Source organism: Streptomyces sp. NPDC014656 (assembly GCF_043084305.1).
GTDB lineage: Bacteria > Actinomycetota > Actinomycetes > Streptomycetales > Streptomycetaceae > Streptomyces.
Genome location: NZ_JBIBZN010000002.1, coordinates 648,388 through 673,235 on the forward strand (window position 1 = coordinate 648,388; position 24,848 = coordinate 673,235).

The window sequence follows — 24,848 nt, forward strand, 5'->3', positions numbered from 1 at the left end:
TACGGGAAGCATCCCTATGGGCACAGTTCATTCTTCGGGGGGCCACCATGAAGCGTTCTTCCGCCATACGCAGAGCCGTTCTCGCGACCGCCGCCGTCGCGCTCGTCGCCACGGGCTGTACGGCCCAGGCGACGGGGTCGGGGGGCGGGAAGCCGCCGGCGACCTCGGTGCCGACGGCCACCGCGTCCGCGGGCACCACTCCTCCGGCTCCGTCGGCCTCGGCGTCGGCGTCCACCTCGCCGTCCGCGTCCGGTGCGGCGACGCCGGACGGGAAGCCCTCGTCACCGGCGCCCACGCCCGCCGCGAAGGCGCTGATGAAGGACGGCGACGAGAACGAGCAGGTGCGGGAGCTCCAGGCGCGGCTGCGGCAGCTGGACCACTTCGACCGGGCGCCGACCGGGTTCTACGGCTCGATCACGGGGAAGGCGGTCTCGGCCTTCCAGAAGAAGCGGGGGCTGCCGGCGACGGGTTCGGTGGACGGGACGACCTGGCAGCGGCTGCTCGGCCTGACGAAGAAGCCGACGGCGGACGAGCTGAAGCCGTCCACCACCAACAAGCTGGACACGCCGGCCGCGGCCTGCATGAAGGGCCGGGTGCTCTGCATCAGCAAGGAGAGCCGGACCCTCGCCTGGATGGTCGACGGCCGGGTGGTGTCGTCGATGGACGTGCGCTTCGGCTCGGAGAACACGCCGACCCGTGAGGGCACCTTCGCGGTGGGCTGGAAGGCCAAGGACTGGACGTCGACGATCTACCACACGCCGATGCCGTACGCGATGTTCTTCAGCGGCGGCCAGGCCGTGCACTACTCGGCGGACTTCGCGGCGCGCGGCTACAACGGGGCCTCGCACGGCTGCGTCAACGTCCGGGACCGGGCGAAGATCTCGGCCCTCTTCGACCAGGTGAAGGTCGGCGACAAGGTCGTCGTCCACTGGTAGCGGACGGGGGGAGGAGAAGGGGCGCGGGTGGGACCGGGGGAACGTGCCCCACCCGCGCCGGGTGCGCGGAGCCGTAGGTACGGGGGGAACCCCGGCTCTCTGCGCGGGCCGATGACCAGTCGGCTCACTCTGTACTGCGCCGACGGGTCCGAAAGTGTCACACCCCCGTGTGGGGGGCTCCCGTCGGGCAGGGCTCCGGGGCGCGCGCGCCCGCCACGGCCGGGGTCTCCCGCCGCGTCTCCCGCCGTGCGTCCGGCCCCGGCTCCGCCTCCGACCGCGTCTGTGCCTCGGACCGCGTCTGCGCCTTCGGCCTGGGCTTGGGCCGGTCCTTCGGGCCGGGCTTGTCCGTGCCGTTGCCCCTGGCGCGCTTGCGGCCGGAGTCGGCGGGGGTGGGGACGGTGCCGTGGCCGGCGTCCGGGGCGTTCCCGTCCTTCTCCTCGTCGCCCTTGTCCCCGCCGTTGTCCCCGCCCTTGCTCTCGTCCTTGTCCTCGTCCCCGCCCTTGTCCCTGCCCTCTCCGTCCCCGTCCGCGGCCGTCCCGTTCGCGAGGAGCCGGTCGCAGTAGCCGCGCAGGGACTCGCCGGCGCGCAGGGCCCCGGAGAGCTGCCGGCGGCCGGCCGCGTCGAGGCGGCCGGCACGGTAGTCGCGGCAGGCCTCGGCCCGGCCCCCGCCGGGGGTGTCGTCCCGGTCCCCCGCGGTCGGGTCGGCGGGACCGCGGCCGGGGGTTTCGGAGGGGGTGCCGTCGGGCCGGGCCGTGGGGCTGGCGCCGGGCGCGGGCGTGCCGTCGGGGCGGCCGGGGCCGGCGCTCCGGGAGGGGTCCGGGCGGCGTTCGATCCCGGTGGAGGGCGTGCTCGGTCCGGGCGGGGTGGCGGTCTCGGCGGCGGTGACCGTGCGGGAGGGTTCCCGGTCGACCAGCGGGAGCACCCCGGTCCCCGCCGCGACGGCGACCCCGCCGACGGTGACGGCGGCGAGCGCGGCGGCCAGTCCGTAGCGCAGGGAGCGCCCCCACTGCCGGCCGGCGGCGGGGACGGCGGCGAGCCGCACCCGTCCGAGGTCGGCGGAGGCGGCGGGGGACGCTTCGGCGGCCGTGCCGGCGCGGGCGGCGGCACGGGCGGCGGTGGCGGTGCGGAAGGCGGCGAGGGCGGCCTCCTCCCCGGCGAGCGGGGCGCCGGGGGCGGGGGCGGCGACGCGGGCCGCGTCGAGGGCTTCGGCGAGGGCCGCGGCCCGGGCGCGGGCCGAGGGGTCCGCGGGGTCGACCGGCTCGCCCCGGAGCAGCCGTTCCGCGGCTTCCGGGTCGAGCCACTGGTACCGCTCGTCGGCCATCACATGTCCTTCTGCGTACGCGGACGCCAATGCGTCACACCGCCGGGGGCTATGAACCCCGGGTTCCGGCCGCGCTGGGGTGGCATTCCGCCGAGTCCCTGCAGGCCGTCGGCGGGCTCCTCGCCGGGCTCCGCGCCGGACGTGCCGTCGACGCCGAGGAGTTCGGCGAGCTTCTTCAGGCCCCGGTGGGCGGCGGTGCGGACGGCGCCGGGGCGCTTGCCGAGGGCCTCGGCGGCGGACTTGGCGTCGAGGCCGACGACGACGCGCAGGACGACCGCCTCGGCCTGGTCCTGCGGGAGGCGGGCGATGAGGCGGAGGGTGTCGCCGGTGGTCAGCGCCTCCATGGCCTCGCGCACGGTGTCGGAGTCGGCCGGCTTGTCGGTCAGTTCGGTCTCGTCGCCGCCGGAGGCGGGCCGGCGGCCGCGCATCCGGAGGTGGTCGAGGGCGCGGTTGCGGGCGATCCGGGCCGCCCAGCCGCGGAAGCGGTCCGCGTCGCCGCTGAAGCGGTCGAGGTCGCGGGCGATCTGGAGCCAGGACTCCGAGGCGACGTCCTCGGCGTCGGCCTCTCCGACCAGTGTGCGCAGGTAGCCCAGCAGACGGGGGTGCACGGCGCGGTACACAGTACGGAAGGCGTCCTCGTCCCCGTCCTGCGCAGCGAGCACCGCGGCCGTCAGCTCCGCGTCGTCCCCCAGCAACTCCCCAAACCCTGTCCGTCGGTCGCGTTCCGCGTGCGCGTCAGCGTGTCGGTCGCGGAGTCGGGGCTGGTCATCGCCGCCGAGTCCGCCTCGCGCTCCAGCACGCTACGTGGAGTCCGGGTGCCGCGTCCACGTGGTACGTGCACCTTGTACAACTTGCAACCTTCGCTCCCCGCGCGGGCGGTGTGACAGAAACCGCACCCTTGGCGCTGTATGGAGTACGGAGCCGTGCTGCGGCTCCGTGGATGACGACCGGGGCCTCTCCTGTGGGGGGTGGCGGCCCCGGTCGTCTCCCTTTTCCGGGCCGCCCTCCGGGCCGCCGCCCGCCCGATTCCTCCGCTCTTCATGCGATACGACGCATCACCCGAAAGAAGTCATGTCCCGATGACTGTCAACCGACCGTTGACAGTACGCGAGTGTCAACCTAGGGTTGCCTCATGACGCATCCCGCGGTTCCGCAGATCAGCATCCGTCTCGACGAACTCATCGACGCGATCAAGAAGGTCCACCCGGACACCCTGGACCAGCTCTCCGGCGCGGTCATCGCGGCGGACTACCTCGGCGAGATCGCCGACCACCTCATCGGCCACTTCGTCGACCAGGCCCGTCGCTCCGGCGCCTCCTGGACCGACATCGGCCGCAGCATGGGCGTCACCCGCCAGGCCGCCCAGAAGCGCTTCGTCCCCAAGGACCCCGACGCCGAGAAGATGGACCCGAACGCCGGGTTCGCCCGCTTCACCCCGCGCGCCCGCGCCGTCGTCGTCGCCGCGCAGAACGAGGCGATCGCCGCGCGGAACGCGGAGACCGTCCCCGGCCACCTCGCGCTCGGTCTGCTCGCCGAGCCCGAGGGGCTCGCCGTCCTGTGGATCACCTCGCAGGGCGTCACCGCCGAGCAGGTGCGCGAGGCCGTGACGCCGACGCTGCCGCCGGCCGCCGAGGAGGTGCCGGCGCTCCTCCCGTACGACGCGGCGGCCAAGAAGGTGCTCGAACTGACCTTCCGCGAGGCGCTGCGCCTCGGGCACAACTACGTCGGCACCGAGCACATCCTCCTCGCGCTCCTGGAGCACGAGGACGGCCGGGGCGTGCTGAGCGGCCTCGGCCTGGAGAAGGCGGTGGCGGAGCGGCAGCTCGCCGAGCTGATCGCCTCCGCGACGGTCGGGGCCCCCTCGGAGGGCTGAGCCTCAGGCGGTACGGGCGCGGCGCGAGACCACCGCGCGCAGCACCCGGCCGCCCTCGGTGGAGAGCTCACGGGCCCGGCGCAGTCCGGTCGGGCCGTGGGCGGCCGCGTCGAGGACGGCCAGCTGACGGCGGAGCTCTCCGGCGTGCAGCGGGCCGTCCTCGTTCACGTCGTACAGGCGGTGCACGGTGAGCGCCACGGTCGAGCACCGCTCGGCCCAGGCGCGCAGGGGTTCCTCGGCCCAGGCGGCGGGCGCCCCGTCGAGCATCGCGCGGACCATCGTGACGACGCCGCCGTCGCCGGCGGCCCCGCCGCCCGCGCCGTCCAGTTCGACCAGCGCCTTGCCGACGGCCTCGGCCCAGGCCCCGCCGTCCCCGCGCGCCACCGCCGCCCACACCGGGCGCAGCACCTCGGTGCGGTCGGGCGCGAGCAGCGGCAGGCACCGGTCCAGGCAGGCGAGGCCCGCCGCGGCGAGGCCACGTTCGTCGGCCCCGCCGATCAGTTCCAGCAGACTCCGGCCCGTACTCGACGTCATGGACGCCTCCTCGCCACCCGATGCGGACGCTCTACGTCCACTTCTGCGCCGACAGGCGCTTTCTCGTCACTAGGCGGCCGAAAGCATGCCAGTGGCCTTGGCGTGCTGCATAGAGGTCAGACGGCGGACGAACAGGATGGCGAGCACGCCCGCGGCGATGGTGAGGAGGTACCCCGCCAGGGACCAGGCCGCGGCGGTGGTCCAGGCGTCCAGCGTCTCGGCCCGCTTGTAGAGGGTGCTGGAGATCCGGTCCACGACCGCCCCCGCCGCGAAACACGTCCACCAGGAGTTGAGCAGCGTGAGCTCCCGGGCGCCGTCGGTGGCGTACGGGTCCGGACGGCTGGCGCGCCAGACGTCCACCGCGATCTGGCGCGGGATCCACAGGTTGGCGAACGGGATGAACCAGGCGCCGATGGCCCAGCCGGGCGTACGGCTGTGGATGTCGAGGGCCCAGACGTCGCTGTTCTTCCGGACCCGGTGGAACCAGACGAGGAAGACGACGACGGTCGCCAGATAGGCGATGCCGGCGGCGAGCGCCGTCAGCACCGGGTCGAGTCCGGCGACGGTGGTCGCCTCGTAGGCGGCCTCCGGGTCGACGAGCGTCCGGACCTCGTCGCCCGCGAGCACCAGATCGAAGAGGACGTCGACGCCCAGCAGGGCCATGACGGCGTACGCCAGGCCGTTGGGATTGCGCAGCATGAAGCGGTTCCCCCCAGGAACGATGTGCGATCGGGACGCCCCTCCCCCGGGGGGCTGCGCGAACCTACGTCAGGCGGAACCGCCCCGTCCAGGGAAAACCGCAGCTCAGTCGCGTACCTTCGCCGTCAGGGCGCGGAAGTCGGCCCAGCTCCGGGTGGGTTTGCGGGAGTCCCACACCTTCTGGGAGAGGGCGGCGAGCGGGAGGCGGATCCCGGCGGCGACCTGGGCCTGGGTCTGGGCGTCGGAGAGGTCGCACCAGACGGCGAACCGGGCGCCCTGGATCTGCGCGTCGTAGCGGGCCGGGACGGGGGTGGTGCCGCGGACGACCAGGGGGGTCCACTGCTCGTAGATGCGGCGGCCGGTCGGGTAGGTGAAGTCGTTGGGCTCGCCGAGCACGTAGTAGAGGTACTCGTCGTTGAGGTTGACCAGCCGGCGGCCCGCCTGGAGGTAGGGGAGCGGGGGCCTGGCGCCGAACTCCTTGCCCGTCCAGTACTCGACCTCGATGTCCTTCGCCGCGCTCACCACGCCGCCGGCGAAGAAGCCGTCGTTCCACGCCTTGAGGGTCTTGCCGGTGGGCCGGACGGTGGCGGCGCGGTCGTTGAGCCAGGCGGTGGCCAGGTCCTGGACGCGGCCGGAGGGCCCGTACTCCGCCCGCGCCGCCTTCGCGAGCTGCGGGTAGCTGGCCTCCGGGTCCTTCGCCATCAGGGCCACGTACTCGTCGGCGCCCAGGTGCCAGTAGGCGCCGGGGAAGAGGGCGGCGTACTCGCGCAGCAGGTCGTCGACGATCCGGGCCGCGTCCGGGTCGGAGATGTCGACGGCCCCGCGCGGGGTGCGGCCGCTGACGCTCACCAGCTGGAGGTCCGGGTGGGCGTCGATGACCGCGCCGAGGTGTCCGGGCGAGTCGATCTCGGGGACGACGGTGACGTGCCGGCTCGCCGCGAGCGCCAGGATCCGGCGGACCTCCGCCTTGGTGAGGTGCTGCTTCGACACCACCTCGGGGTGCGAGTCCGACTCGATCCGGAAGCCCTGGTCGTCGGAGAAGTGCAGCCCCAGCTGGTTGAGCTTGAGGTCGCCCATCTCCCGGATCCGGTCCTCCAGCCAGGCGGCGGTGAAGTGCTTGCGGGCGATGTCGACGTTGAGCCCGCGCTGCGGCTTGGCCGGGCGGTCGGTGACGGTGCCCTCGGGCATCGCCCCGCTCGCCTTCACCGACTGCTTGAGGGTGCGGGTGCCGTAGAAGACGCCGGCCTCGTCGGGCCCGGCGATCCGGACCCGGCCGTCCCCCACGGTCAGCGTGTACGACTCGGCGGCGCCCTTCCCGCCGAGCGCCAGCTCGACGTCACCGGGGCCGGCGGCGGCCTCGCCGCGGTAGCGCAGGCCCAGCTCCCCGGCGAGCAGCCGGGCCTCGTCGGCGAGGCCCGCGCTGTCCGCGCCGAGGACGACCCCGGCGCGCGGGCCGGGCTTCCAGCCGGGACCGCGGGCCGGCTCGTGGGAGCGGACGGCGGGGACGGTGCGGGGGGCGGAGGAGAGCGGGTACGTCCGGGTGGGCGTGGGGCTCGGCGTCGGCGTCGGGGACGGCTTCGCGGCCGAGGTGGTCGCCGCCGGGCCCGTACCGGAGGGGGCCGGGGACGGGGAGCCCGCACCGGAGGGCGAGCCGTTCGAGCAGGCCGCCACGGTGGTCAGGGCCACCGCGGCCGCCAGGAGTGCCGGGCCGCGCAGGGGGCCCCGAGAGGAGTACCGCATCCCCCGTATCCTCCCGCACCCCGGACGGACCGGCCAATCGTCCGTGCCCGGGTCCTCACCCGGAAGAACGGAACCTTCACGTCCATCACACGTTCCTAAACTCTCCCTTCCGGGTGAAATTCGCGCACTCGTCGGACACTTCCCCCGTCCCGTCGATAACGTTGCGTCACGTCCACCCCACTCGTCCCGCCGTCCCGGAGCCCACGCTGACCAGCGACACCCACGTCCCCTGCCGCAAGCCGGGACCGGCGGACGCGCCTGCCATACCCGCCCAGAAGTCCTCCGGCGCCCCGCACGGCCTGGCGCCGTTCAACGCGGCGGCCCCCGACGGGGCCGTGGAGCTGCTGCTCGCCTGCTGCCACAGCCGCCGCTGGGCCGAGCGGATCGCCGCCCACCGGCCCTACCCCACGGTGGACGCCCTGCTGGCCGCCGCCGAGGAGGCCGGGTACGACCTGGCCGGCGGCGACCTCGACGAGGCGCTGGCCGCGGAGCGCTCCGCGCCGCCGCACCCGGACGCGCCGCCGGCCGCCCGGACCGCGCTGCGCGCCGCCCACGCCGCGTACGAGAGCCTTTTCGGCCATGCGTTCGTCATCAGCCTGGACGGGGTGCGGCCGGGCGAACGGCTCGACGCCGTCCTGGCCGGAATCCGGTCACGTCTCGGCAACGAAGCGGAGGAGGAGCGCGCCGTCGCGGCCGACGAACTGCGCCGGCTGGCCCGCTCGCGGCTCGCCTTCGCGCTCGCCGGAGGGCTCACCTCCACCCGGGGGAACCTGTGATTCTCCCCGTAATGGTCCGAATTCGCCTCGGACGATAGCCCGTCCGTGCCTGTTTGATCACACTGAAGGACCCCGCGCGAGCGAACCGACAAGTCGTCGCTACGATGACCGGGGCCGGTGGACCGTACCCGGCCGGGTCTGACCGACAGAGAAGCCGGCCGGCCCTGATCCCCGCTCCCGGAGGGTTTTTCCGTGCCGGCTGGAACGCTGTACCGCGGCCGGGAAGGAATGTGGTCCTGGGTGGCTCATCGAGTCACCGGCGTCCTCATCTTCTTCTTCCTGTTCGTACACGTGCTGGACACCGCTCTCGTCCGCGTCTCCCCCGAGGCGTACGACGAGGTCGTCGCGACCTACAAGACGCCGATCGTCGCTCTTCTGGAGTACGGCCTGGTCGCCGCCATCCTCTTCCACGCGCTGAACGGCCTCCGGGTCATCGCCGTGGACTTCTGGTCCAAGGGCCCGCGCTACCAGAAGCAGATGCTCTGGACCGTCGTGGGCATCTGGGTCGTGCTGATGGCGGGCTCGCTGTACCCCGTCCTCGGCCACGCCGCACGTGAACTGTTCGGGAGCTGACGCCAGACATGTCCGCTGACACCTCCTCCGCGATCGGTCCCGTCGAAGGCGCCGCCTACGACGTGGACAACCCCGCCCCCTACATCGAGGCGCCCCGCAAGCGCACGGGCAAGACCCCGCGCGCGACCCGCGGCAACTTCGAGATGGCCGCCTGGCTCTTCATGCGCCTGTCGGGCGTCGTCCTCGTGGTCCTCGTCCTCGGCCACCTGCTGATCCAGCTCTTCCTGGACGGCGGCGTCTCCAAGATCGGCTTCGCCTTCGTGGCCGGCCGCTGGGCGTCCCCGTTCTGGCAGGTCTGGGACCTGCTGATGCTGTGGCTCGCCATGCTGCACGGCGCCAACGGCCTCCGTACCGTCATCAACGACTACGCGGAGCGTCCCAACACGCGCCTGTGGCTCAAGGGCCTGCTGTACACCGCCACGGTGTTCACCATCCTTCTGGGCACGCTGGTGATCTTCACCTTCGACCCGAACATCCGCTAGGCACGGGGCTGAGGTAACCACCCAATGAAGATCCACAAGTACGACACCGTCATCGTCGGCGCCGGCGGCGCCGGCATGCGCGCCGCCATCGAGGCGACGAAGCGCAGCCGCACCGCCGTGCTGACGAAGCTCTACCCCACCCGCTCCCACACGGGCGCAGCGCAGGGCGGCATGGCCGCCGCGCTGGCGAACGTGGAGGAGGACAACTGGGAGTGGCACACCTTCGACACGGTCAAGGGCGGTGACTACCTGGTCGACCAGGACGCCGCCGAGATCCTGGCGAAGGAGGCCATCGACGCCGTCCTCGACCTGGAGAAGATGGGCCTGCCCTTCGGCCGTACGCCCCAGGGCGACATCGACCAGCGCCGGTTCGGCGGTCACTCCCGCAACCACGGCGAGGCCCCGGTCCGCCGCGCCTGCTACTCGGGCGACCGCACCGGTCACATGATCCTCCAGACGCTGTACCAGAACTGCATCAAGGAGGGCGTGGAGTTCTTCAACGAGTTCTACGTCCTGGACCAGCTCATCGTCGAGGTCGACGGCGTCAAGAAGTCCGCCGGCGTCGTCGCGTACGAGCTGGCCACCGGCGAGATCCACATCTTCCAGGCGAAGGCCGTGATCTACGCCTCCGGCGGCACCGGCAAGTTCTTCAAGGTGACGTCGAACGCCCACACCCTGACCGGTGACGGCCAGGCCGCCTGCTACCGCCGCGGCCTGCCCCTGGAGGACATGGAGTTCTTCCAGTTCCACCCGACGGGCATCTGGCGCATGGGCATCCTGCTGACGGAGGGCGCCCGCGGTGAGGGCGGCATCCTCCGCAACAAGGACGGCGAGCGCTTCATGGAGAAGTACGCGCCGGTCATGAAGGACCTCGCGTCCCGTGACGTCGTCTCCCGCTCCATCTACACGGAGATCCGCGAGGGCCGCGGCTGCGGTCCCGAGGGCGACCACGTCTACCTGGACCTGACGCACCTCCCGCCGGAGCAGCTCGACGCCAAGCTCCCGGACATCACCGAGTTCGCCCGTACGTACCTCGGCATCGAGCCGTACACGGACCCGATCCCGATCCAGCCCACCGCGCACTACGCCATGGGCGGCATCCCGACCAACGTCGAGGGTGAGGTCCTGTCGGACAACACCACCGTCGTCCCGGGCCTGTACGCGGCCGGCGAGGTCGCCTGCGTGTCGGTGCACGGCGCCAACCGCCTGGGCACCAACTCGCTGCTCGACATCAACGTCTTCGGGCGCCGCGCGGGCATCGCCGCCGCCGAGTACTCCCACAAGCACGACTACGTCGAGCTGCCGGAGAACCCGGAGTCGCTGGTCGTCGCGCAGATCGAGAACCTGCGCAACTCCACGGGCACCGAGCGGGTCGCCGACCTGCGCCGCGAGCTCCAGGAGACGATGGACGCCAACGTGATGGTGTTCCGCACGGAGCAGACCATCAAGACGGCCGTCGAGAAGATCGCCGAGCTGCGCGAGCGCTACAAGGACGTGTCCATCCAGGACAAGGGCAAGCGCTTCAACACCGACCTCCTGGAGGCCATCGAGCTGGGCAACCTGCTCGAACTGGCCGAGGTCATGGCCGTCTCGGCCCTGGCGCGCAAGGAGTCCCGCGGCGGTCACTACCGCGAGGACTACCCGAACCGCGACGACGTCAACTTCATGCGCCACACGATGGCGTACCGCGAGGTCAGCAAGGACGGCTCCGAGACCGTGCGTCTCGACTACAAGCCGGTCGTCACGACCCGCTACCAGCCGATGGAGCGTAAGTACTGATGGCTACCCCCGTTCTGGACAAGGTGGAGAAGGAGTCCGCCGCGTCCCCGTACATCACGGTCACCTTCCGGATCCGCCGCTTCAACCCCGAGGTCTCGGACGCGGTGGTCTGGGAGGACTTCCAGGTCGAGATCGACCCGAAGGAGCGCGTGCTCGACGGTCTCCACAAGATCAAGTGGGACCTCGACGGCACGCTGACCTTCCGTCGCTCCTGCGCGCACGGCATCTGCGGTTCGGACGCCATGCGGATCAACGGCAAGAACAGGCTCGCCTGCAAGACGCTGATCAAGGACCTGAACCCCGAGAAGCCGATCACCGTCGAGCCCATCAAGGGCCTCACGGTGCTGAAGGACCTCGTGGTCGACATGGAGCCCTTCTTCCAGGCGTACCGCGACGTCATGCCCTTCCTCATCACCAAGGGGAACGAGCCGACCCGCGAGCGCAAGCAGTCCCCCGAGGACCGCGAGCGCTTCGACGACACCACCAAGTGCATCCTGTGCGCCGCGTGCACGTCGTCCTGCCCGGTCTTCTGGAACGACGGCCAGTACTTCGGTCCGGCCGCGATCGTCAACGCGCACCGCTTCATCTTCGACTCGCGCGACGAGGGCGGCGAGCAGCGCCTGGAGATCCTGAACGACAAGGACGGCGTGTGGCGCTGCCGCACCACGTTCAACTGCACGGACGCCTGCCCGCGTGGCATCGAGATCACGAAGGCGATCCAGGAAGTGAAGCGCGCGCTGATCACGCGTCGCTTCTGACCCCTTCCGGGCGTCGTGGAAGGCCCCGTCTCCCCTCCGGGAGGCGGGGCCTTCCCGCGTGTGCGGGGGCGGAGTCAGCCGCCGACCAGGGGGACCAGCTTCAGGAAGACGACCTCGGTGGCCGGGCCGACCGTCACGGTCTCGTCCGGGTCCTCGATCTGGCGGTCGCCGACCAGGACCAGGAAGCCGTTGCGGGCGAAGGCGTCCAGGGCGCGGGCGAGCGCGGCCTCGTAGCCCTCCGGGCAGGTCTCCAGGGCGACCCGGCGGGCTATCAGCTCGCGCAGCGGCAGGCGCTCCTCGGAGACGGCGAGGGGCGCGGAGGCGGTGCGGGCGCCGAGGGTCGTCTCGTCGACGAAGGTGACTGTTCCCATGGACGCCGAGCGTAGGGCCCGGCACCGACAGCGGGCCGGTGGCGATGGGCCGGTGCCGGTGGGTCAGTGGCGGTGGGTCAGTGGCGGTGGGCCGGGGCCGGAGGGTCAGTGCCAGTGCGGGGTGGCGGGGTCCTCCTCGGCGGCGAGCATGACGCGGCGGAGCAGGTCGTTGAGGGTGGTGCGCTCGGCGGGGGTGAGGACGCCCAGGAGGCGTTCCTCCTCGTGGCCGAGGACGTCCATGGCGCCGAGCCAGGTGGTGCGGCCGGCGTCGGTGAGCTCGACGACGACCCGGCGGCGGTCGGTGGTGGAGGGGGTGCGGCGGACGAGGCCGCGCTTCTCCAGGGCGTCGAGGCGGCCGGTGACCGAGGCGGGGGCCAGGTCGAGGTCCTGGGCCAGCTCGGAGGGGGCGGCCGAGCCGCCCCGGCCGGCCAGCTTGTGCAGGGTGTCGAACTCGTGGCGTTCGAGGTCGAAGTCGACGAGGGACTGCTCGCGGACCCGGCGGAGGTGGACGGAGAGCTTCTTCATCCGGGTGACCGCGCCCTCGACGACGGGGTCGAGGGCGGGCAGGACGGGCTGCCAGCGGGCCACGTGGCCGTCGGTCCAGTCCTGTTCCCTGGGCGCTGCGGGGTCCGGCTGGTTCATGGGGCGATCGTACGTGCGGGGGCCCGGCCGGCCCCGCATCGATATTTCGTTGCCGAATTATTCGGTACCGAAATACTCTGCGCGCGTGACCTCTTCCGCCGCCGCCCCGCCCGCCGTCCGCCACCCCCTGCGCACCCGCCCCTTCCGGCTCCTCTTCACCGGGCGGGTGCTCTCGCTCACCGGGGACGCCGTCATCCCCGCCGCGCTCGCCCTCGCCGTCCTGGAGGCCACCGGCTCCACCGGGGCGCTCGCGCTCGTGCTCGCGTGCGCGATGGTGCCGAAACTGGTGCTGCTGCCGGTCGGCGGCGTGCTCGCCGACCGCTTCGACGCCCGGACCATCGCCCTCGCCATGGACCTCGTCCGCTGCGCCGCCCAGCTCCTCGTCGGCGTCCAGCTCCTCGGGGGCAGCCCCGCCCTGTGGCTGATCGCCGCCGCCTCGGCCGCCGGTGGCGCCGCCGGGGCCTTCGCCGTGCCGACCGCCTCCCCGCTGGTGAAGGGGACCGTGGCCCCGGAGGCCCTGGCCCGGGCCAACGCCGCCATGGGGATCGCGTCCGGCGCCACGCGCGTGGCCGGGCCCGCGCTCGCCGGCGCCCTCGTCCTCACCGTCGGCCCCGGCTGGGCCTTCGTCCTCGACGCCGTCTCCTTCGCGGTCAGCGCCGCGCTCCTCGCCGCGCTCCGGGTCGAGCGGGTGCCGGTCCCCCGCCGGTCCTTCGTCGCGGACCTGCGCGAGGGCTGGCGGGAGGTCAGGTCCCGCGACTGGTACTGGAGCAGCCTGGTCGCGCACAGCGCCTGGAACGGCGCCGCCGCCGTCCTGATGACCCTCGGCCCGGCGATCGCCGTCGACCGGCTCGGCGGCGCGGGCACCTGGGTGCTGCTGCTCCAGACGGGCGCGGTCGGGCTGCTCGCCGGCTCGCTCCTCGCCGACCGGCTGAAGCCCTCCCGGCCCGTCCTCACCGCCAACCTGGCCCTCGCGAGCTACGCGCTGCCGCTGCTGCTGCTCGCCGCCGGGGCGCCCGCCTGGGCCGTCATCGCCGCGTACGGGCTCGCGCAGGCCGGGCTCGGCTTCCTCTCGCCCGTCTGGGACACGGTCGTCCAGCGCGCGGTGCCCGAGCGGGTGCTGGCCCGGGTGGTCTCGTACGACTGGCTCCTCTCGCTCGCCGCGATGCCGGTCGGCTACGCGCTGGCGCCGCTCGCCGCCGGCGCCTGGGGGCCCGAGGTCCCGCTGGTCGCGGCGGCCGTCCTGGTCGGCGGCTGCTGCCTGGCGACGGCGCTGGTGCCGGGGGTGCGGAGGGTGCGCTGAGGGCGTTGTCGGCGGGTGGGCCTACCGTGGGCGGCATGGTGGGGATCACGGGCCCGGTGGCCGGGCTGGACGAGGCGGTGGCCCGCGAGCGGGCCGGGGCGACGGGGACGCTGGAGGGGTTCCTGGACTCCCTGGACGCGGCGGGGCGGCGCGCGGCGGCGTTCGCGCTCCAGCGTCCGGGGACGCACCGGGGGGCCGCGGAGCGCGGGCTCGCCCACCTGGCCGGGCAGCGGCTGGGCTGGTCGGCCGCCGAGTCCGACCTGATGCTCGCGCGCCTCCTCGGCCGGGACGCGGTGTTCGGCCCGTCCGAGCTGCGTGAGGCGTTCCTGGTCGTGGTGCCGATCGCCCTGTCGGCGGCCGAGCAGGTCGAGGAGTACGACCGGACGCGGCTGCGGACGCTCCGTCACCTGGCCGAGTCCTACCGGTGGTACGGGGACACCGAGGGGTACGGGCGGATCCGGCGCCGGATCGACGCGCTGCTGGCCCGTGAGGCCCCGGCCGCCGACGGCCGGCTCCCCCGGCACCTGCTCGACGAGCTCGACGACTACGGCCCCGCGATGCGGGCCGCCCACGAGGAGCTGCTGTCGGGTGCGGGCGTGGCCGCGTTCCTCGGGCACTGCGCGCTGCTCGACAAGCCGCGCGCCACCCGGGTCTGGCGGAGACGGGCGGCGGAGCTGCTGGCCGGGGCCGGGCGGGGCGCGGAGGTGGTGCGGCGGCTGCTGGAGGGGATCGCCGCACAGCCCGAGCACCGGGTGCACGACATGAACCCGTTCGGGATGGGGGCTCCCTCGCTCGCCGGGGACGCCAACACCTCCCTGGTGCGGGGCCTGTTGTGGGCCGCGCTGGAGGTGCCGGAGGAGTGGGTGGTGCCGCTGGTGGGGGCCGTGGCGCTGCAGGCGGGGACGGGGCTGGGCGGGCACGGGGGGATGTGCCGCAGCCAGCCGATCGCGACGGCCGCCGTCGCGGTGCTCGGGGAGTGCCCGGCCGGGCGCGCCGAGGAGGCCGTCGCGGAGCTGGGGCGGCTGCCGAGGCGGGTGGTCAACCGGACGGTGGCCAAGGGGATCGCCCGGGCCACGGAGACGGTCGCCGCGCGGGCCGGGATGACCGCGTCGATGCTGCGGGAGCGGGCCGTGCCGGACCTCGGGCTCGACGGGCGCGGGGTGCGGGAGACGGCCCTGGGGGCGTACACGGCGGAGCTGGCGGTACGGGAGCCGGGCACCGCGCTGCTCTCCTTCAGGGGCCCGGAGGGGAGGCTCCTGAAGACCGCGCCGAAGGAGGTGCGGGAGGCGCGCGCCGAGGAGTTGAGGGAGGTGCGGGCGGGGCTGCGGAAGGTGTCGGCGCTGCTGTCGGAGGAGCGGGCCCGGCTGGAGGAGCACCTGGCGGCGGGCACCGCCTGGCCGGCGGAGGACTGGCAGCGGTACTACGCGGACCCTCCGGTGACGGGGGCGGTGGCGCGGGCGCTGGTGTGGGAGGCCGGGGACGGCGGCGGGGAGTGGACGGCGGGGCTGCCGGAGCGGGCGGGCGGCGGCTGGGTGCTCGCTGCGGCGGACGGCACCGCGCGGCCGGTCGGGGCGGGCGACCGGCTGCGGCTGTGGCACCCGCTGCGGGCCGGGGACGAGGAGGTCGCCGGGTGGCGGGCGGCGCTGCTCGACCGGGAGGAGCGGCAGCCGTTCAAGCAGGTGTTCCGGGAGGTGTACCCGCTGACGCCGGCGGAGCGGGAGACCGTCTCGTACTCGAACCGCTTCGCGGGGCACGTGCTGCGGTACGGGCAGGCGCGGGCGCTGATGACGGGCCGGGGCTGGGCGGGGCGGCACCTGGGGTACTTCTCCGAGGGCGGCTCCTCGGAGATGGTGAAGGAGCTGCCCGCGCCGGGCGAGCTGCCGGCGGCGGAGGGGGCCAGGTGGCGGGCCCGCTTCTTCGTGGACCTGGTGGACGGCGGGGCGGTGTCGGACGGGGTCGCCGTGCTCTGCTCGACCGACCAGGTGCGGTTCGAGCGGCGGGCCGGTGCGGCGGGGCCGCGCGGGGCGTGGGAGCAGGCGGAGCTGACGGAGGTGCCGGCGTTGGTGCTGTCGGAGGCGCTGCGGGACGTGGACCTGTTCGTGGGGGTCGCGTCGGTGGGGGCGGACCCGGAGTGGCGGGACCGGGGCGAGGACCGGGGCTACGGCGACTACTGGCGGAGCTGGGGCTTCGGGGAGCTGACGGCGGGGGCGCGGGTGCGGCGGGAGACGCTGGCCCGGCTGCTGCCGCGGACCCGGCTGGCGGACCGGGTGGAGCTGACGGACCGGTTCCTGCGGGTGCGGGGGGAGCTGGGCGCGTACCGGATCCATCTGGGCTCGGGGAACGTGCTGATGGAGCCCTCGGACGCGTATCTGTGCGTGGTGGTGGACCGCTCGCGGGAGGTCGGACGGGCGGCGGGGAAGGTGTTCCTGCCGTTCGAGGAGGACGGCGGGATGCTGTCCGTGATCCTGTCGAAGGCCTTCCTGCTGGCCGCCGACGACCGGATCACCGACCCGACGATCACCGCCCAGCTGCGCCGGGGGCGCTGAGCCCGGCCAGGTAGTCCGTCAGGAGGGCCAGGGTCTCCTCGGGGCGTTCCAGGGACGGCAGGTGGCCGGCCCAGTCGAGTTCGACGTGGCGGGCGTCCGGGAGGAGGGCGGCGGTCTTCCCGCCGATGGCGCGGAAGTCGGGGACGTCGTGGGCGCCGGTGACGACGAGGGCGGGCACGGCGACCCCCTTGAGGTCGTCCTCGGTGACGCCGGAGGGCCGGGGGCCGTGCTCCTCGGGGGCGGCGAGCTGGAGCTCGAAGGCGCGGCGCTGCATGGCGTGGACGAGGGCGCGGGCCCCGGGGCCGGCGTCGGGGCCGCACCACAGCTCGACGTTGAGGGCGGTGGCGGCCTCGACGTCGCCGGCTTCGAGGAGGGCGTCCTCCTCGCCGAAGAAGGCGCGGAGCGCGGGGCTCGCCTCGTGTTCGACGGGGGCGGCGGGGCAGAGCAGGGCGAGGGCGGCGATGCGGCCGGGGTGGCGGACGGCGAACTCCAGGGCGACCTCGCCGCCGAAGGAGGAGCCGACGAGCACGGCCCGCTCGGCGCCGAGGTGGTCGAGGAGGTCGCGGACGTCGTCGGCGTGGACGTGCGGGGCGTCGACGGGGGTCTCGCCGAAGCCGCGGAGGTCGCAGCGGACGACCCGGTGTCCGGCGTCGGCGAGGGCCTGGAACTGGCCGTCCCACATCCGGCGGTCGCAGACCCCGGAGTGCAGCAGGACGACGGTCTGGGGGCCGGTTCCGGCCGTGTCATGAGAGAGCGTCACGCCCGTGACTCTAGACGCCCCCGACGGGACGGGCCACACCTTTCACCCCCGGACTTGAACACGTTCAAGAGGGGGTCTACAGTCATGTCCGCCAGCAATTGAACGCGTTCAAGGGAGCGTGGGGCATGGACCTCACAGTCATCGCGTACATCGTCTACCTGCTGATCAGCGTGGCCCTGACCATCTGGGTCGCCCGCACCCTCAGCCGCAACGGCAGGATCTTCCTCGCCGACGTGCTGCACGGGAACGAGAAGCTCGCGGACGCCGTCAACCACCTCCTGGTGGTCGGCTTCTACCTCGTCAACTTCGGCTTCGTCGCCCTCTACCTGCGCCAGGACGAGACCGTCCTCGACGCCCGGGAGCTCTTCGAGGCCCTCTCCGTCAAGCTCGGCGTCGTCCTGCTCGTCCTCGGCGTGATGCACCTCGGCAACGTCTACGTCCTCAACAAGATCCGCCGCCGCGGCGCCCTGGAGCACGAGCAGGTCCCGCCGGTCGCCCCGCAGGGCTGGACCGGCGGCCCCGGGAACGGCCCCTGGGCCCCGCCCGCCCCGCAGGCCTGACCCGGAGCCCGCCATGACGACCGCCACCGCCCGCCCGGGCGCCCCCGTCCGGCGCCTGACCGTGCTGTACGACGCGGACTGCCCGCTCTGCGCGCACCTGCGGAACTGGCTGCTGCGCCAGCGGCAGCTCGTCCCGCTCGACCTCGTGCCGGCCGGCTCGCCGCGGGCCCGGGAGCTCTTCCCCGACCTCGACCACGCCGCCACCCTGCGGGAGATCACCGCGGTCGGGGACCGGGGCCAGGTCTACACCGCCTCGGCCGCCTGGATCGTCTGCCTCTGGGCCCTGGCCGACCACCGGCCCCGGGCCCACTGGCTCGCCACCCCCGCGGGACGGCCCTTCGCCCGCGCCGCCGTCCTCGCCGCCGCGCGGTGGCGCGAGGCGCTCAAGGGTCCCGGCGGCGGGGAGGACGGCTGCGCGGACGGGCACTGCGGGGTGCCCGGTCCGCCCGGCTAGGCTCGGCTCCGTGAAGGACGCGAAGGAAGAGAAGAAGGCCCCGAAGGCCCCGAAGGCCACGGCCGCCAAGGCTCCGGACGCCACGGCCCCGGACGCCACGGCCCCGAAGGCCCCCAAGAGCGAGCAGACCCGGACGCTCATCCTGGAGACCGCCCTGCGGCTCTTCCGGGAGCGGGGCTACGACAAGACCACCATGCGGGCGATCGCCCAGGAGGCCGGGGTCTCGGTCGGGAACGCCTACTACTACTTCGCGTCCAAGGAGCACCTGGTCCAGGGCTTCTACGACCGGATCGCCGAGGAGCACCAGGCGGCCGTCGAGTCGGTCCTGGAGGGCGGCGAGAAGGAACTGGTCGCCCGCATCAGGGGCGTCCTGCTCGCCTGGCTCGACATCGCGGAGCCGTACCACGAGTTCGCGGCCCAGTTCTTCAAGAACGCGGCCGACCCCGACAGCCCGCTCTCGCCGTTCTCACCCGAGTCGGAGGGGCCGCGCGAGGCGGCGATCGAGGTGCACCGCCGGGTGATCTCCGGCGCCTCGGTGAAGATCGACCCCGAGCTGTCGGAGGCGCTGCCCCAGCTGCTGTGGCTCCAGCAGATGGGGCTCGTCCTCTTCTGGGTCTACGACCGCTCCGAGGGCGCCGCCAACAGCCGACGCCTGGTGGAGCGGCTGTCGCCGGTGACCGCGCGGGCGGTCTCGCTCTCCCGCTTCCGCGTGCTGCGCCCGCTGGTCAAGGAGACGCACGAGCTGCTCGCGGACTTCATGCCGACGGCGGCCGGCATGGCGGCGTCGGGGCGGCCCCGCAGGACCGCCCCGCAGAAGGGCTGACCGCTCCGGGCGGATCGGGCCCGGCGGCTCAGATCCAGGAGAGCTCCCACAGGCGCCAGATGCCGGTGCCGTCGGAGAGGTTCTGCGAGCCGCCGACGGCCTCGGTGGCGAGGACGTAGTCGTTCTTCTGCCAGAGCGGGACCAGCGGCACGTCCTGGGCGACCTCGTCCTGGATCGCCTTGAAGTCGCGGGTGGTCCGGGAGCGGTCGCTGTACTGCTGGGTGTCGGTGATCAGCTTGTCGACGGTCTTGCTGGAGTAGCCGCTGGAGAGGGCGTTGCCGGTGCCGACGAGCGGGGCGGTGAAGCTGTCCGAGTCGGGGAAGTCGGGGAGCCAGCCGACGGTGTACGCGTCGTAGGCGCCGCTCGTGTAGCCCTTCTGGAAGGTCTGCCAGTCGGCCTCCACGACCTTCACCGAGAAGAGGCCGGTCGCCTCCAGCTGCTTCTTGATCTCGGCGGTCTCCGCCTTGTACGTGGCGTCCTGGCGGTAGCCGAAGGTGAACTCGACCGGCGTCTGCACGCCGGCGTCCTTGAGCAGCTTCTTCGCCTTCGCCTGGTCCGGCGCCGGGTAGCGGTCGTAGAAGGCCGTGCTGTGGCCGACGAAGCCCTGCGGGATCAGCGAGTACAACGGCTCGACCGTGCCCTTGTAGGCGCCGGTGGTGATGGTCGGACGGTCGAGGACGGCCGCGACCGCCTGGCGCACCGCCTTGGTCCCCATCGGCGAGTCGGCCCGGGTGTTGAAGACGATGTTGCGGATCTCGGCGCTCTCCGCCTCGGTCAGACGCGTGCCGCCGTTGGTGTCCAGGTTCTCCACGAAGGACGGCGGGAGCTGCCGGTGCGTCACCTGGACCTCGCCGGACTTCCAGGCGTTCGCCAGGTCCTCGGACTGCTTGTAGTACTTCACCAGGACCGGCTTCCCGGTCTTGGGGAGCGCGCCGCGGTACTTCGGGTTGGGCTCCAGGAGGGCGCTCCGGCCCGGCTTGTACTCCTTGAGGACGTACGGGCCGGTGCCGTCGACCGCGTGGTCCTGGCGGAGGGTGTCGTCCTGGTAGCGCTCGCGGTCGACGATCGAGCCGGCGCCGGTGGCCAGCTTGAGCGGGAAGGTGGCGTCCCGGCCGCTGAGGTTGAAGGTGACGGTGAGGCCGTCGGCCGTCACGTTCTTCAGGGTGGGGAAGAGCGGCGCGGGGCCGACCTCGGCCTTGATCTTCAGCATCCGGTCGAAGGAGTACTTGACGTCCTCGGCCGTCACCTTGCGCCCGCTGGAGAAGGCGAGGTCGCCGCGGAGCGTGCACTGGTAGGTGGTGAGCTTGTCGCCCACGAACTTGCAGCTCTCGGCGGCGTCCGGGGTCGGGGTGGTGAAGCCCGGCTTGAAGGTGAGCAGCGACTGGTAGACGTTGCTGTACAGCGCCCAGGAGCCCGCGTCGTACGCGCCGGCCGGGTCGAGCGACGTGACCTCGTCGGTGGTGCCCACCGGGACGGGGTCGGTACGGCCCTCGTCGGAGGGCAGGAGTTGCCAGCCCCCCACCCCCGCGGCCACCAGTACTCCACAAGTGATGAGGATCCGGAGACGGACCGTCGACCGCATTGCCGTGCTTCCTTTTTTCGTGCAGAAACCCCAAAGGGCGACGACCCCCGAATCGTCGCGTTTGCGCCACCCAATCACACGGGTTTCACATCGGGAAGAGGAAACCTTCACACAGCATGCATATGTCCGGGAAATGCGAATTTAAGTCGATGAGCAGCACGTATCGACCCCGGCGCAGGGAGTGACCCTCTCCGATTAGGCCTGTTTCGAGGCGAGTTGGACGAGGGTGATGTCGGACGGGGCACCGACCCGGACCGGCGGCCCCCACGCGCCGGCGCCCCGGGAGACGTACAGCTGGGTGTCGCCGTACCGCTCCAGTCCGGCCACGGTCGGATTGGCGAGCCCGGCGAGGAGATTGCCCGGCCAGAGCTGGCCGCCGTGGGTGTGGCCGGAGAGCTGGAGGTCGACCCCGTGGGCGACGGCGTCGTCGATGACGACGGGCTGGTGGGCGAGGAGGACGGCCGCTCTGGACCGGTCGCGGTCGCCGAGCGCCCGGGCGAAGTCGGGGCCCCGCCCCTCGCTCTCGCCGGCCACGTCGTCCACGCCGGCGAGGTCGAAGCCGGCGGCGATCTCCAGCCGCTCGTTGCGCAGCGGGCGCAGGCCGAGCTCGCGGACGTGGTCGACCCAGGCGTCGGCGCCCGAGAAGTACTCGTGGTTGCCGGTGACGAAGAAGGAGCCGTGCCGGGCGCGCAGCCCCGCGAGGGGTTCGGCGGCGGGCCCGAGGTTCTCCACGGTGCCGTCGACGAGGTCGCCGACGACGGCGATCAGATCGGGCTGGGTGGCGTTGATCGCGTCGACGATCCGCCGCGAGTGGGCGCGGCCGAGGATCGGTCCGAGGTGGATGTCGGAGACGACCGCGATCCGGTACCCGTGCGCGGCCCGGGGCAGCTTGGCCAGCGGCACGGTCACCCGCTTCACCTTCGGCCCCCGGAGCACCCCGTACGCCCCGTTCGCCACCGTCCCGAGGGCGGCGGCCGCGGCGGCCCCGCCGACCACCCGCGAGACGAACAGCCGCCGCGACACGTCGGAGGCGGCGGGCGCCCCGACGACGGCGGGCGCCTCGGCGTCGGCCCCGGGCGCCGCGGCGGGCTTCGCGGCGGGCTCGGTGGCGGGCTCCGCGACGGGCTCGGCGCCGGACTCCGCCGTCCGCTCCGGTACGGGAACGGGCGCGGGTGCCGGCACGGATGCGGGCACGGGCGCGGACGCGGGCGGGGCCGGGGCGGCCGGTGCCGTGGCGGCCCGCCGCGCGAGCCACCGCGACAGCAGCGGCCGCACGGCCTCCCCCACGGCCAGCGCCAGCACCAGGTACAGCAGCACCGCGAGCCACAGGAAGCCGGGCCAGGCCACGACCTGCTGGAACAGGAAGGGCGCCCCCGCCCGCCCGGAGGCGAGCGCGGCGACCGAGAGCAGCGGCAGCACGATCACGGCGGCGGTCCCGGCGCGCCGCGCCGGCCCACCGGCCGCGGTGAGGTCCCGGACCAGCCGGCGCCACACGTACCAGTGGACCGCGCCGAGCAGCGCGAGAGCCACGACCAGGAAGGGCAGGAAGGCGAACACGCCCGGAACCTCACTTGTGTCGGTCGAACGGGACGGCGGCGAAGGGCTGCGGAACCCCCGCCGCCGGACCGGGGGGAACGCGTCGGATACTGGCAGAGCCGACCCGCTCACCCCCCGGAAGGGCACCCGTGAAACTCAACCGGCCCACGTCTTGGTTCCTGCTCGCGTTCGGCGTCTGGTCCTGGGTGATCTGGATCACCTTCGCGCGCAACCTCTTCAAGGACGCGAGCGGACTCGCCTTCGACGACGCGGGCGGTCCGACGGCCTATCTGTGGGTCCACCTCGCCCTGGCGGTCACGTCCTTCCTCCTGGGCACGGCGGTGGGGGTGATCGGCCTGCGCGGCGTGCGGGCGAACGCGCGCGGGGAGAGCTCCGCGGTCTGACGCCGCGGACCGCCCTCTGCCGGACCCCGACCGCCTCCGACCGCCCCGGCCACCCCCGGTCGGCCCGCCGCGAGACCCGCGTCCGGGTGGACGGCCGGGTGTGAAGGGGGGCGCGGGGTTCGGATCGGCGGGGCGGGCATGTACGTTCTCGATCGTGTCTGCTTCGAAGAGGATCGCTTGTGCGGTCATTGCCGCACTGTTGATGCCGCTCGCGCTGGGGGCCGGACCCGCCTTCGCGGACGAGCCCGTGAAGCCGGGGGCGACCGGGAAGGCGCCGGAGAAGAAGGAGGAGCAGCCGAAGCCGCCGGCGAACATGTCGTCGGTGGGCGGGGTGCTGCTCGGGCTGCCGGGCACCCAGGTGAAGCTGGGGGCCGGGGCGCCGGTGCTGCCGAAGGAGCTGTCGGCGCGGTCGTGGATCGTCGCGGACGCGGAGAGCGGCGCGGTGCTCGCCTCGCACAACGCGCACTGGCGGCTGGCGCCCGCCTCCACGCTGAAGATGCTGTTCGCGGACACCCTGCTGCCGAAGTTCCCGAACCGGAACCAGGTCCACCTGGTGACCGGCGAGGACCTGGCCGGGATCGGCGAGGGGTCGAGCCTCGTCGGGATAAAGGAGAAGCAGAGCTACACGGTCCGGGACCTGTGGCTGGGGGTCTTCCTGCGGTCCGGGAACGACGCGGTGCACGTCCTGACGCGGATGAACCAGGGGCTCGACAAGACCGTCGCCGAGATGAACGCGCACGCGGCCGAACTCCAGGCGCTGGACACGCGCGTGAAGACGCCGGACGGCTACGACGCCCCGGGGCAGGTCTCGTCGGCGTACGACCTGACACTGATCGCCCGCAACGGCATGCAGAAGCCGGAGTTCCGGGAGTACGCGGCGACCCCGCGCGCGGCCTTCCCCGGGGAGGCGAAGCCGGGCAAGAAGCGCGAGAGCTTCGAGATCCAGAACACCAACCGGCTGCTGACCGGCGACTTCGGCATCGCCCCGTACCAGGGCATCGCCGGGGTGAAGAACGGCAACACCACGCACGCGGGCGCCACCTTCACGGGGGTCGCCGAGCGGAACGGCCGGGTGCTGCTGGTGACGGTGATGAACCCCTCCTCGAAGGAGCAGCACGCGGTCTACAAGGAGGCCGCGCGGCTGCTCGACTGGGGTTTCGCGGCGTCCGGGAAGGTGACGCCGGTGGGTGAGCTGGTGGCGCCGAAGAACGCGGTTCCGGTGGCGCGGCCGTCGGGCGGCACGGAGTCGGGGGCCGCGCCGGCGCCCGGCAGGGAGCACCCGGAGTCGAGCGCTCCGGCCGTCGCGGCCTCCGCCGGGGGGAGCTCGGGCGGGGTCGGGATCGCGCTGGCCGTCGCGGGCGGGGTGCTGGTGCTGCTCGCGGCCGCGGTCTTCCTGGTCAACCGTCGCTGGCCGGCGGCGGAACGCTCCCGTTCCCGTTCCCGGGCCGCCGATCCGGATCCGGACGTGAATCCTTAGCGTCCACGGCCGTCCACGCGGAGCAGAACAGCAGGAGTTTCGCGGTGAAGTTGATCCAGAGGAGCAGGGCCACGGGCACGCCGAAGGCCCCGTACATCGACTTCGCCGCGACCTCGCGCATGTAGCCGCCGAGCAGCAGCTTGAGGAGTTCGAAGCCGGCCGCGCCGATCAGGGCGGCCACGACGAGGCGGCGGCGCGGCGGGTCGACGCCGGGCAGCGGCTTCAGGACGTAGAGCAGGATCAGGAAGTCGGCGGCCATCGCCACGACGACGGCGGCGCCCTGGAGCAGGACGCCGCCCGCCCCGCCGCCGGAGATGCCGAGCCGGTCGGCGCTCCAGCCGACGGCCGTGGAGCCGAGCCAGGAGGCGGCGAGCGAGCAGAGGGCGACGCCGCCGAGGCCGCAGAGGACGACGGCGTCCTTGCCCTTGCGCGTCACGGGGTTGCCCTCGTCGGCGTCGTCGAGGCGCCAGACCGCCCGCAGGCAGTCCCGCATCGAGCCGACCCAGCTGACGCCGGTGAAGAGCAGCAGGGCGCCGGCGACGAGCCCGACGGTGCCGGCGTTGTCGACGAGGCCGCCGATGTCGAGCTGGTCGGAGATGCCGGGGACCTGGTCGGAGAGCTTCTCCTCGATCCGGTCGAGCTGGTCGTCGGTGAGCAGCGCGGCGCCGATCGCGGCGGCGACCGTGATCAGCGGGAAGAGGGCGAGGAAGGAGAGGAAGGTGATGGCGGCCGCGAGCCGGCTCCAGTGGACCTCGTCGAGCCGCTCGTAGGAGCGCCAGGCGTGCGTCCTCATCAGCCGGGCGGCCCAGGGGCCGATGACGGGGAGCTTGGTCAGCCAGTCCATGGCACCGAGCATCCCCCGCCGGCGGGCGGGGCGCGGGGACCGACACCGCACGACAGGAACCCCAATACCGGCATAAGCG

25 protein-coding genes are annotated in these 24,848 nt (G+C 73.4%); 14 read left to right on the forward strand and 11 right to left on the reverse strand.

What is annotated here, in order from left to right; genetic code table 11:
• The first annotated feature begins 47 nt into the window (after window positions 1-47).
• Window positions 48-935 carry a L,D-transpeptidase family protein gene (locus tag ACF1ED_RS06825; RefSeq protein WP_391757310.1) on the forward strand — a complete coding sequence of 296 codons (888 nt, stop codon included), beginning with the start codon at window positions 48-50 and terminating at the stop codon, window positions 933-935.
• Between the two features lie 157 nt (window positions 936-1,092).
• Here ACF1ED_RS06825 and ACF1ED_RS06830 read toward each other — a convergent pair whose 3' ends face one another.
• Window positions 1,093-2,256: a hypothetical protein gene (locus ACF1ED_RS06830; RefSeq protein ID WP_391757311.1), complete on the reverse strand. Its 1,164-nt coding sequence runs from the start codon at window positions 2,254-2,256 to the stop codon at window positions 1,093-1,095.
• Entirely contained in the window at window positions 2,256-2,951 is a 696-nt protein-coding gene (locus ACF1ED_RS06835; protein ID WP_391757312.1) for an RNA polymerase sigma factor, read from the reverse strand. Before ACF1ED_RS06835 ends, ACF1ED_RS06830 begins: the two co-directional genes overlap by 1 nt.
• 437 nt (window positions 2,952-3,388) lie before the next feature.
• Here ACF1ED_RS06835 and ACF1ED_RS06840 point away from each other — a divergent pair, with 437 nt between their 5' ends.
• Window positions 3,389-4,129: a Clp protease N-terminal domain-containing protein gene (locus ACF1ED_RS06840; RefSeq protein ID WP_391757313.1), complete on the forward strand. Its 741-nt coding sequence runs from the start codon at window positions 3,389-3,391 to the stop codon at window positions 4,127-4,129.
• Window positions 4,130-4,132: 3 nt separating this feature from the next.
• Here ACF1ED_RS06840 and ACF1ED_RS06845 read toward each other — a convergent pair whose 3' ends face one another.
• From ACF1ED_RS06845 to ACF1ED_RS06855, 3 genes are all read right to left on the reverse strand, one after another.
• Entirely contained in the window at window positions 4,133-4,663 is a 531-nt protein-coding gene (locus ACF1ED_RS06845) for a hypothetical protein (protein ID WP_391757314.1), read from the reverse strand.
• Window positions 4,664-4,732: 69 nt separating this feature from the next.
• Complete coding sequence (locus tag ACF1ED_RS06850) at window positions 4,733-5,362, reverse strand: DUF4328 domain-containing protein (protein WP_391757315.1); 630 nt, start codon at window positions 5,360-5,362, stop codon at window positions 4,733-4,735.
• Window positions 5,363-5,467: 105 nt separating this feature from the next.
• Window positions 5,468-7,102, reverse strand: a complete 1,635-nt coding sequence (locus ACF1ED_RS06855; RefSeq protein WP_391757316.1) for a glycoside hydrolase family 20 protein — start codon at window positions 7,100-7,102, stop codon at window positions 5,468-5,470.
• A 161-nt stretch (window positions 7,103-7,263) separates the two neighbouring features.
• Here ACF1ED_RS06855 and ACF1ED_RS06860 point away from each other — a divergent pair, with 161 nt between their 5' ends.
• The 5 genes from ACF1ED_RS06860 to ACF1ED_RS06880 all read left to right on the forward strand — a co-directional run bounded on the left by ACF1ED_RS06860 (window position 7,264) and on the right by ACF1ED_RS06880 (window position 11,470).
• Window positions 7,264-7,878, forward strand: a complete 615-nt coding sequence (locus tag ACF1ED_RS06860) for a 2-oxo-4-hydroxy-4-carboxy-5-ureidoimidazoline decarboxylase (protein ID WP_391757317.1) — start codon at window positions 7,264-7,266, stop codon at window positions 7,876-7,878.
• Between the two features lie 192 nt (window positions 7,879-8,070).
• Window positions 8,071-8,451 (forward strand): succinate dehydrogenase, cytochrome b556 subunit, encoded by a 381-nt coding sequence (gene sdhC, locus ACF1ED_RS06865; RefSeq protein WP_015035721.1) that lies wholly within the window; start codon window positions 8,071-8,073, stop codon window positions 8,449-8,451.
• Window positions 8,452-8,459: 8 nt separating this feature from the next.
• Window positions 8,460-8,933 (forward strand): succinate dehydrogenase hydrophobic membrane anchor subunit, encoded by a 474-nt coding sequence (locus ACF1ED_RS06870; RefSeq protein WP_391757318.1) that lies wholly within the window; start codon window positions 8,460-8,462, stop codon window positions 8,931-8,933.
• A 24-nt stretch (window positions 8,934-8,957) separates the two neighbouring features.
• Complete coding sequence (sdhA, locus tag ACF1ED_RS06875; RefSeq protein ID WP_391757319.1) at window positions 8,958-10,712, forward strand: succinate dehydrogenase flavoprotein subunit; 1,755 nt, start codon at window positions 8,958-8,960, stop codon at window positions 10,710-10,712.
• Window positions 10,712-11,470, forward strand: a complete 759-nt coding sequence (locus ACF1ED_RS06880; protein ID WP_391757320.1) for a succinate dehydrogenase iron-sulfur subunit — start codon at window positions 10,712-10,714, stop codon at window positions 11,468-11,470. The genes sdhA and ACF1ED_RS06880 overlap by 1 nt, the downstream gene beginning before the upstream one ends.
• Window positions 11,471-11,544: 74 nt before the next feature.
• Here the strand turns inward: ACF1ED_RS06880 and ACF1ED_RS06885 are convergent, their stop codons facing one another.
• Together ACF1ED_RS06885 and ACF1ED_RS06890 are read right to left on the reverse strand one after the other, a co-directional pair.
• Window positions 11,545-11,841: a hypothetical protein gene (locus ACF1ED_RS06885; RefSeq protein WP_391757321.1), complete on the reverse strand. Its 297-nt coding sequence runs from the start codon at window positions 11,839-11,841 to the stop codon at window positions 11,545-11,547.
• 105 nt (window positions 11,842-11,946) lie between these two features.
• Window positions 11,947-12,483, reverse strand: coding sequence for a MarR family winged helix-turn-helix transcriptional regulator (locus ACF1ED_RS06890; protein ID WP_391757322.1), 537 nt, complete (start codon window positions 12,481-12,483; stop codon window positions 11,947-11,949).
• An 85-nt stretch (window positions 12,484-12,568) separates the two neighbouring features.
• On the opposite strand from ACF1ED_RS06890, the gene ACF1ED_RS06895 reads away from it, so the two are divergent.
• Window positions 12,569-13,783: an MFS transporter gene (locus ACF1ED_RS06895; protein ID WP_391757323.1), complete on the forward strand. Its 1,215-nt coding sequence runs from the start codon at window positions 12,569-12,571 to the stop codon at window positions 13,781-13,783.
• 35 nt (window positions 13,784-13,818) lie between these two features.
• The gene (locus ACF1ED_RS06900; RefSeq protein WP_391757324.1) at window positions 13,819-16,329 is read left to right on the forward strand and encodes a DUF4132 domain-containing protein; all 2,511 of its coding nucleotides are present in this window, start codon (window positions 13,819-13,821) and stop codon (window positions 16,327-16,329) included.
• Here the strand turns inward: ACF1ED_RS06900 and ACF1ED_RS06905 are convergent.
• Complete coding sequence (locus tag ACF1ED_RS06905) at window positions 16,301-17,089, reverse strand: alpha/beta fold hydrolase (protein WP_391757325.1); 789 nt, start codon at window positions 17,087-17,089, stop codon at window positions 16,301-16,303. The two genes, ACF1ED_RS06900 and ACF1ED_RS06905, sit on opposite strands and share 29 nt — an antisense overlap.
• 125 nt (window positions 17,090-17,214) lie before the next feature.
• Between ACF1ED_RS06905 and ACF1ED_RS06910 the strand changes: the two genes are divergently transcribed.
• The 3 genes from ACF1ED_RS06910 to ACF1ED_RS06920 are packed head-to-tail and all read left to right on the forward strand — an operon-like array spanning window position 17,215 to window position 18,926.
• Window positions 17,215-17,649 (forward strand): hypothetical protein, encoded by a 435-nt coding sequence (locus ACF1ED_RS06910; RefSeq protein ID WP_391757326.1) that lies wholly within the window; start codon window positions 17,215-17,217, stop codon window positions 17,647-17,649.
• A 13-nt stretch (window positions 17,650-17,662) separates the two neighbouring features.
• Window positions 17,663-18,103 carry a thiol-disulfide oxidoreductase DCC family protein gene (locus ACF1ED_RS06915; RefSeq protein WP_391757327.1) on the forward strand — a complete coding sequence of 147 codons (441 nt, stop codon included), beginning with the start codon at window positions 17,663-17,665 and terminating at the stop codon, window positions 18,101-18,103.
• 10 nt (window positions 18,104-18,113) lie between these two features.
• Window positions 18,114-18,926 carry a TetR/AcrR family transcriptional regulator gene (locus ACF1ED_RS06920; protein WP_391757328.1) on the forward strand — a complete coding sequence of 271 codons (813 nt, stop codon included), beginning with the start codon at window positions 18,114-18,116 and terminating at the stop codon, window positions 18,924-18,926.
• Between the two features lie 28 nt (window positions 18,927-18,954).
• Here the strand turns inward: ACF1ED_RS06920 and ACF1ED_RS06925 are convergent, their stop codons facing one another.
• A complete protein-coding gene (locus tag ACF1ED_RS06925; RefSeq protein WP_391757329.1) occupies window positions 18,955-20,508 on the reverse strand; it encodes an ABC transporter substrate-binding protein in 1,554 nt (517 codons plus the stop codon).
• Window positions 20,509-20,703: 195 nt separating this feature from the next.
• Window positions 20,704-22,065 carry a metallophosphoesterase gene (locus ACF1ED_RS06930; protein ID WP_391757330.1) on the reverse strand — a complete coding sequence of 454 codons (1,362 nt, stop codon included), beginning with the start codon at window positions 22,063-22,065 and terminating at the stop codon, window positions 20,704-20,706.
• A 128-nt stretch (window positions 22,066-22,193) separates the two neighbouring features.
• Between ACF1ED_RS06930 and ACF1ED_RS06935 the strand changes: the two genes are divergently transcribed.
• Together ACF1ED_RS06935 and ACF1ED_RS06940 are read left to right on the forward strand one after the other, a co-directional pair.
• Window positions 22,194-22,448 (forward strand): SCO4848 family membrane protein, encoded by a 255-nt coding sequence (locus ACF1ED_RS06935; RefSeq protein ID WP_391757331.1) that lies wholly within the window; start codon window positions 22,194-22,196, stop codon window positions 22,446-22,448.
• A gap of 154 nt (window positions 22,449-22,602) precedes the next feature.
• A complete protein-coding gene (locus tag ACF1ED_RS06940; protein ID WP_391757332.1) occupies window positions 22,603-23,925 on the forward strand; it encodes a D-alanyl-D-alanine carboxypeptidase family protein in 1,323 nt (440 codons plus the stop codon).
• Here ACF1ED_RS06940 and ACF1ED_RS06945 read toward each other — a convergent pair.
• Window positions 23,846-24,769, reverse strand: a complete 924-nt coding sequence (locus ACF1ED_RS06945) for a YihY/virulence factor BrkB family protein (RefSeq protein ID WP_391757333.1) — start codon at window positions 24,767-24,769, stop codon at window positions 23,846-23,848. The genes ACF1ED_RS06940 and ACF1ED_RS06945 overlap by 80 nt on opposite strands.
• Between the last annotated feature and the right edge of the window lie 79 nt (window positions 24,770-24,848).

Bases quoted from the DNA above. Each gene is read 5' to 3' on its own strand.
- ACF1ED_RS06825 (WP_391757310.1), top strand. From the start codon at position 48: ATGAAGCGTTCTTCCGCCATACGCAGAGCCGTTCTCGCGACCGCCGCC.
- ACF1ED_RS06830 (WP_391757311.1), bottom strand. From the start codon at position 2,256: ATGGCCGACGAGCGGTACCAGTGGCTCGACCCGGAAGCCGCGGAACGG.
- ACF1ED_RS06840 (WP_391757313.1), top strand. From the start codon at position 3,389: ATGACGCATCCCGCGGTTCCGCAGATCAGCATCCGTCTCGACGAACTC.
- ACF1ED_RS06845 (WP_391757314.1), bottom strand. From the start codon at position 4,663: ATGACGTCGAGTACGGGCCGGAGTCTGCTGGAACTGATCGGCGGGGCC.
- ACF1ED_RS06850 (WP_391757315.1), bottom strand. From the start codon at position 5,362: ATGCTGCGCAATCCCAACGGCCTGGCGTACGCCGTCATGGCCCTGCTG.
- ACF1ED_RS06855 (WP_391757316.1), bottom strand. From the start codon at position 7,102: ATGCGGTACTCCTCTCGGGGCCCCCTGCGCGGCCCGGCACTCCTGGCG.
- ACF1ED_RS06870 (WP_391757318.1), top strand. From the start codon at position 8,460: ATGTCCGCTGACACCTCCTCCGCGATCGGTCCCGTCGAAGGCGCCGCC.
- sdhA (WP_391757319.1), top strand. From the start codon at position 8,958: ATGAAGATCCACAAGTACGACACCGTCATCGTCGGCGCCGGCGGCGCC.
- ACF1ED_RS06880 (WP_391757320.1), top strand. From the start codon at position 10,712: ATGGCTACCCCCGTTCTGGACAAGGTGGAGAAGGAGTCCGCCGCGTCC.
- ACF1ED_RS06885 (WP_391757321.1), bottom strand. From the start codon at position 11,841: ATGGGAACAGTCACCTTCGTCGACGAGACGACCCTCGGCGCCCGCACC.
- ACF1ED_RS06890 (WP_391757322.1), bottom strand. From the start codon at position 12,483: ATGAACCAGCCGGACCCCGCAGCGCCCAGGGAACAGGACTGGACCGAC.
- ACF1ED_RS06900 (WP_391757324.1), top strand. From the start codon at position 13,819: ATGGTGGGGATCACGGGCCCGGTGGCCGGGCTGGACGAGGCGGTGGCC.
- ACF1ED_RS06910 (WP_391757326.1), top strand. From the start codon at position 17,215: ATGGACCTCACAGTCATCGCGTACATCGTCTACCTGCTGATCAGCGTG.
- ACF1ED_RS06915 (WP_391757327.1), top strand. From the start codon at position 17,663: ATGACGACCGCCACCGCCCGCCCGGGCGCCCCCGTCCGGCGCCTGACC.
- ACF1ED_RS06925 (WP_391757329.1), bottom strand. From the start codon at position 20,508: ATGCGGTCGACGGTCCGTCTCCGGATCCTCATCACTTGTGGAGTACTG.
- ACF1ED_RS06945 (WP_391757333.1), bottom strand. From the start codon at position 24,769: ATGGACTGGCTGACCAAGCTCCCCGTCATCGGCCCCTGGGCCGCCCGG.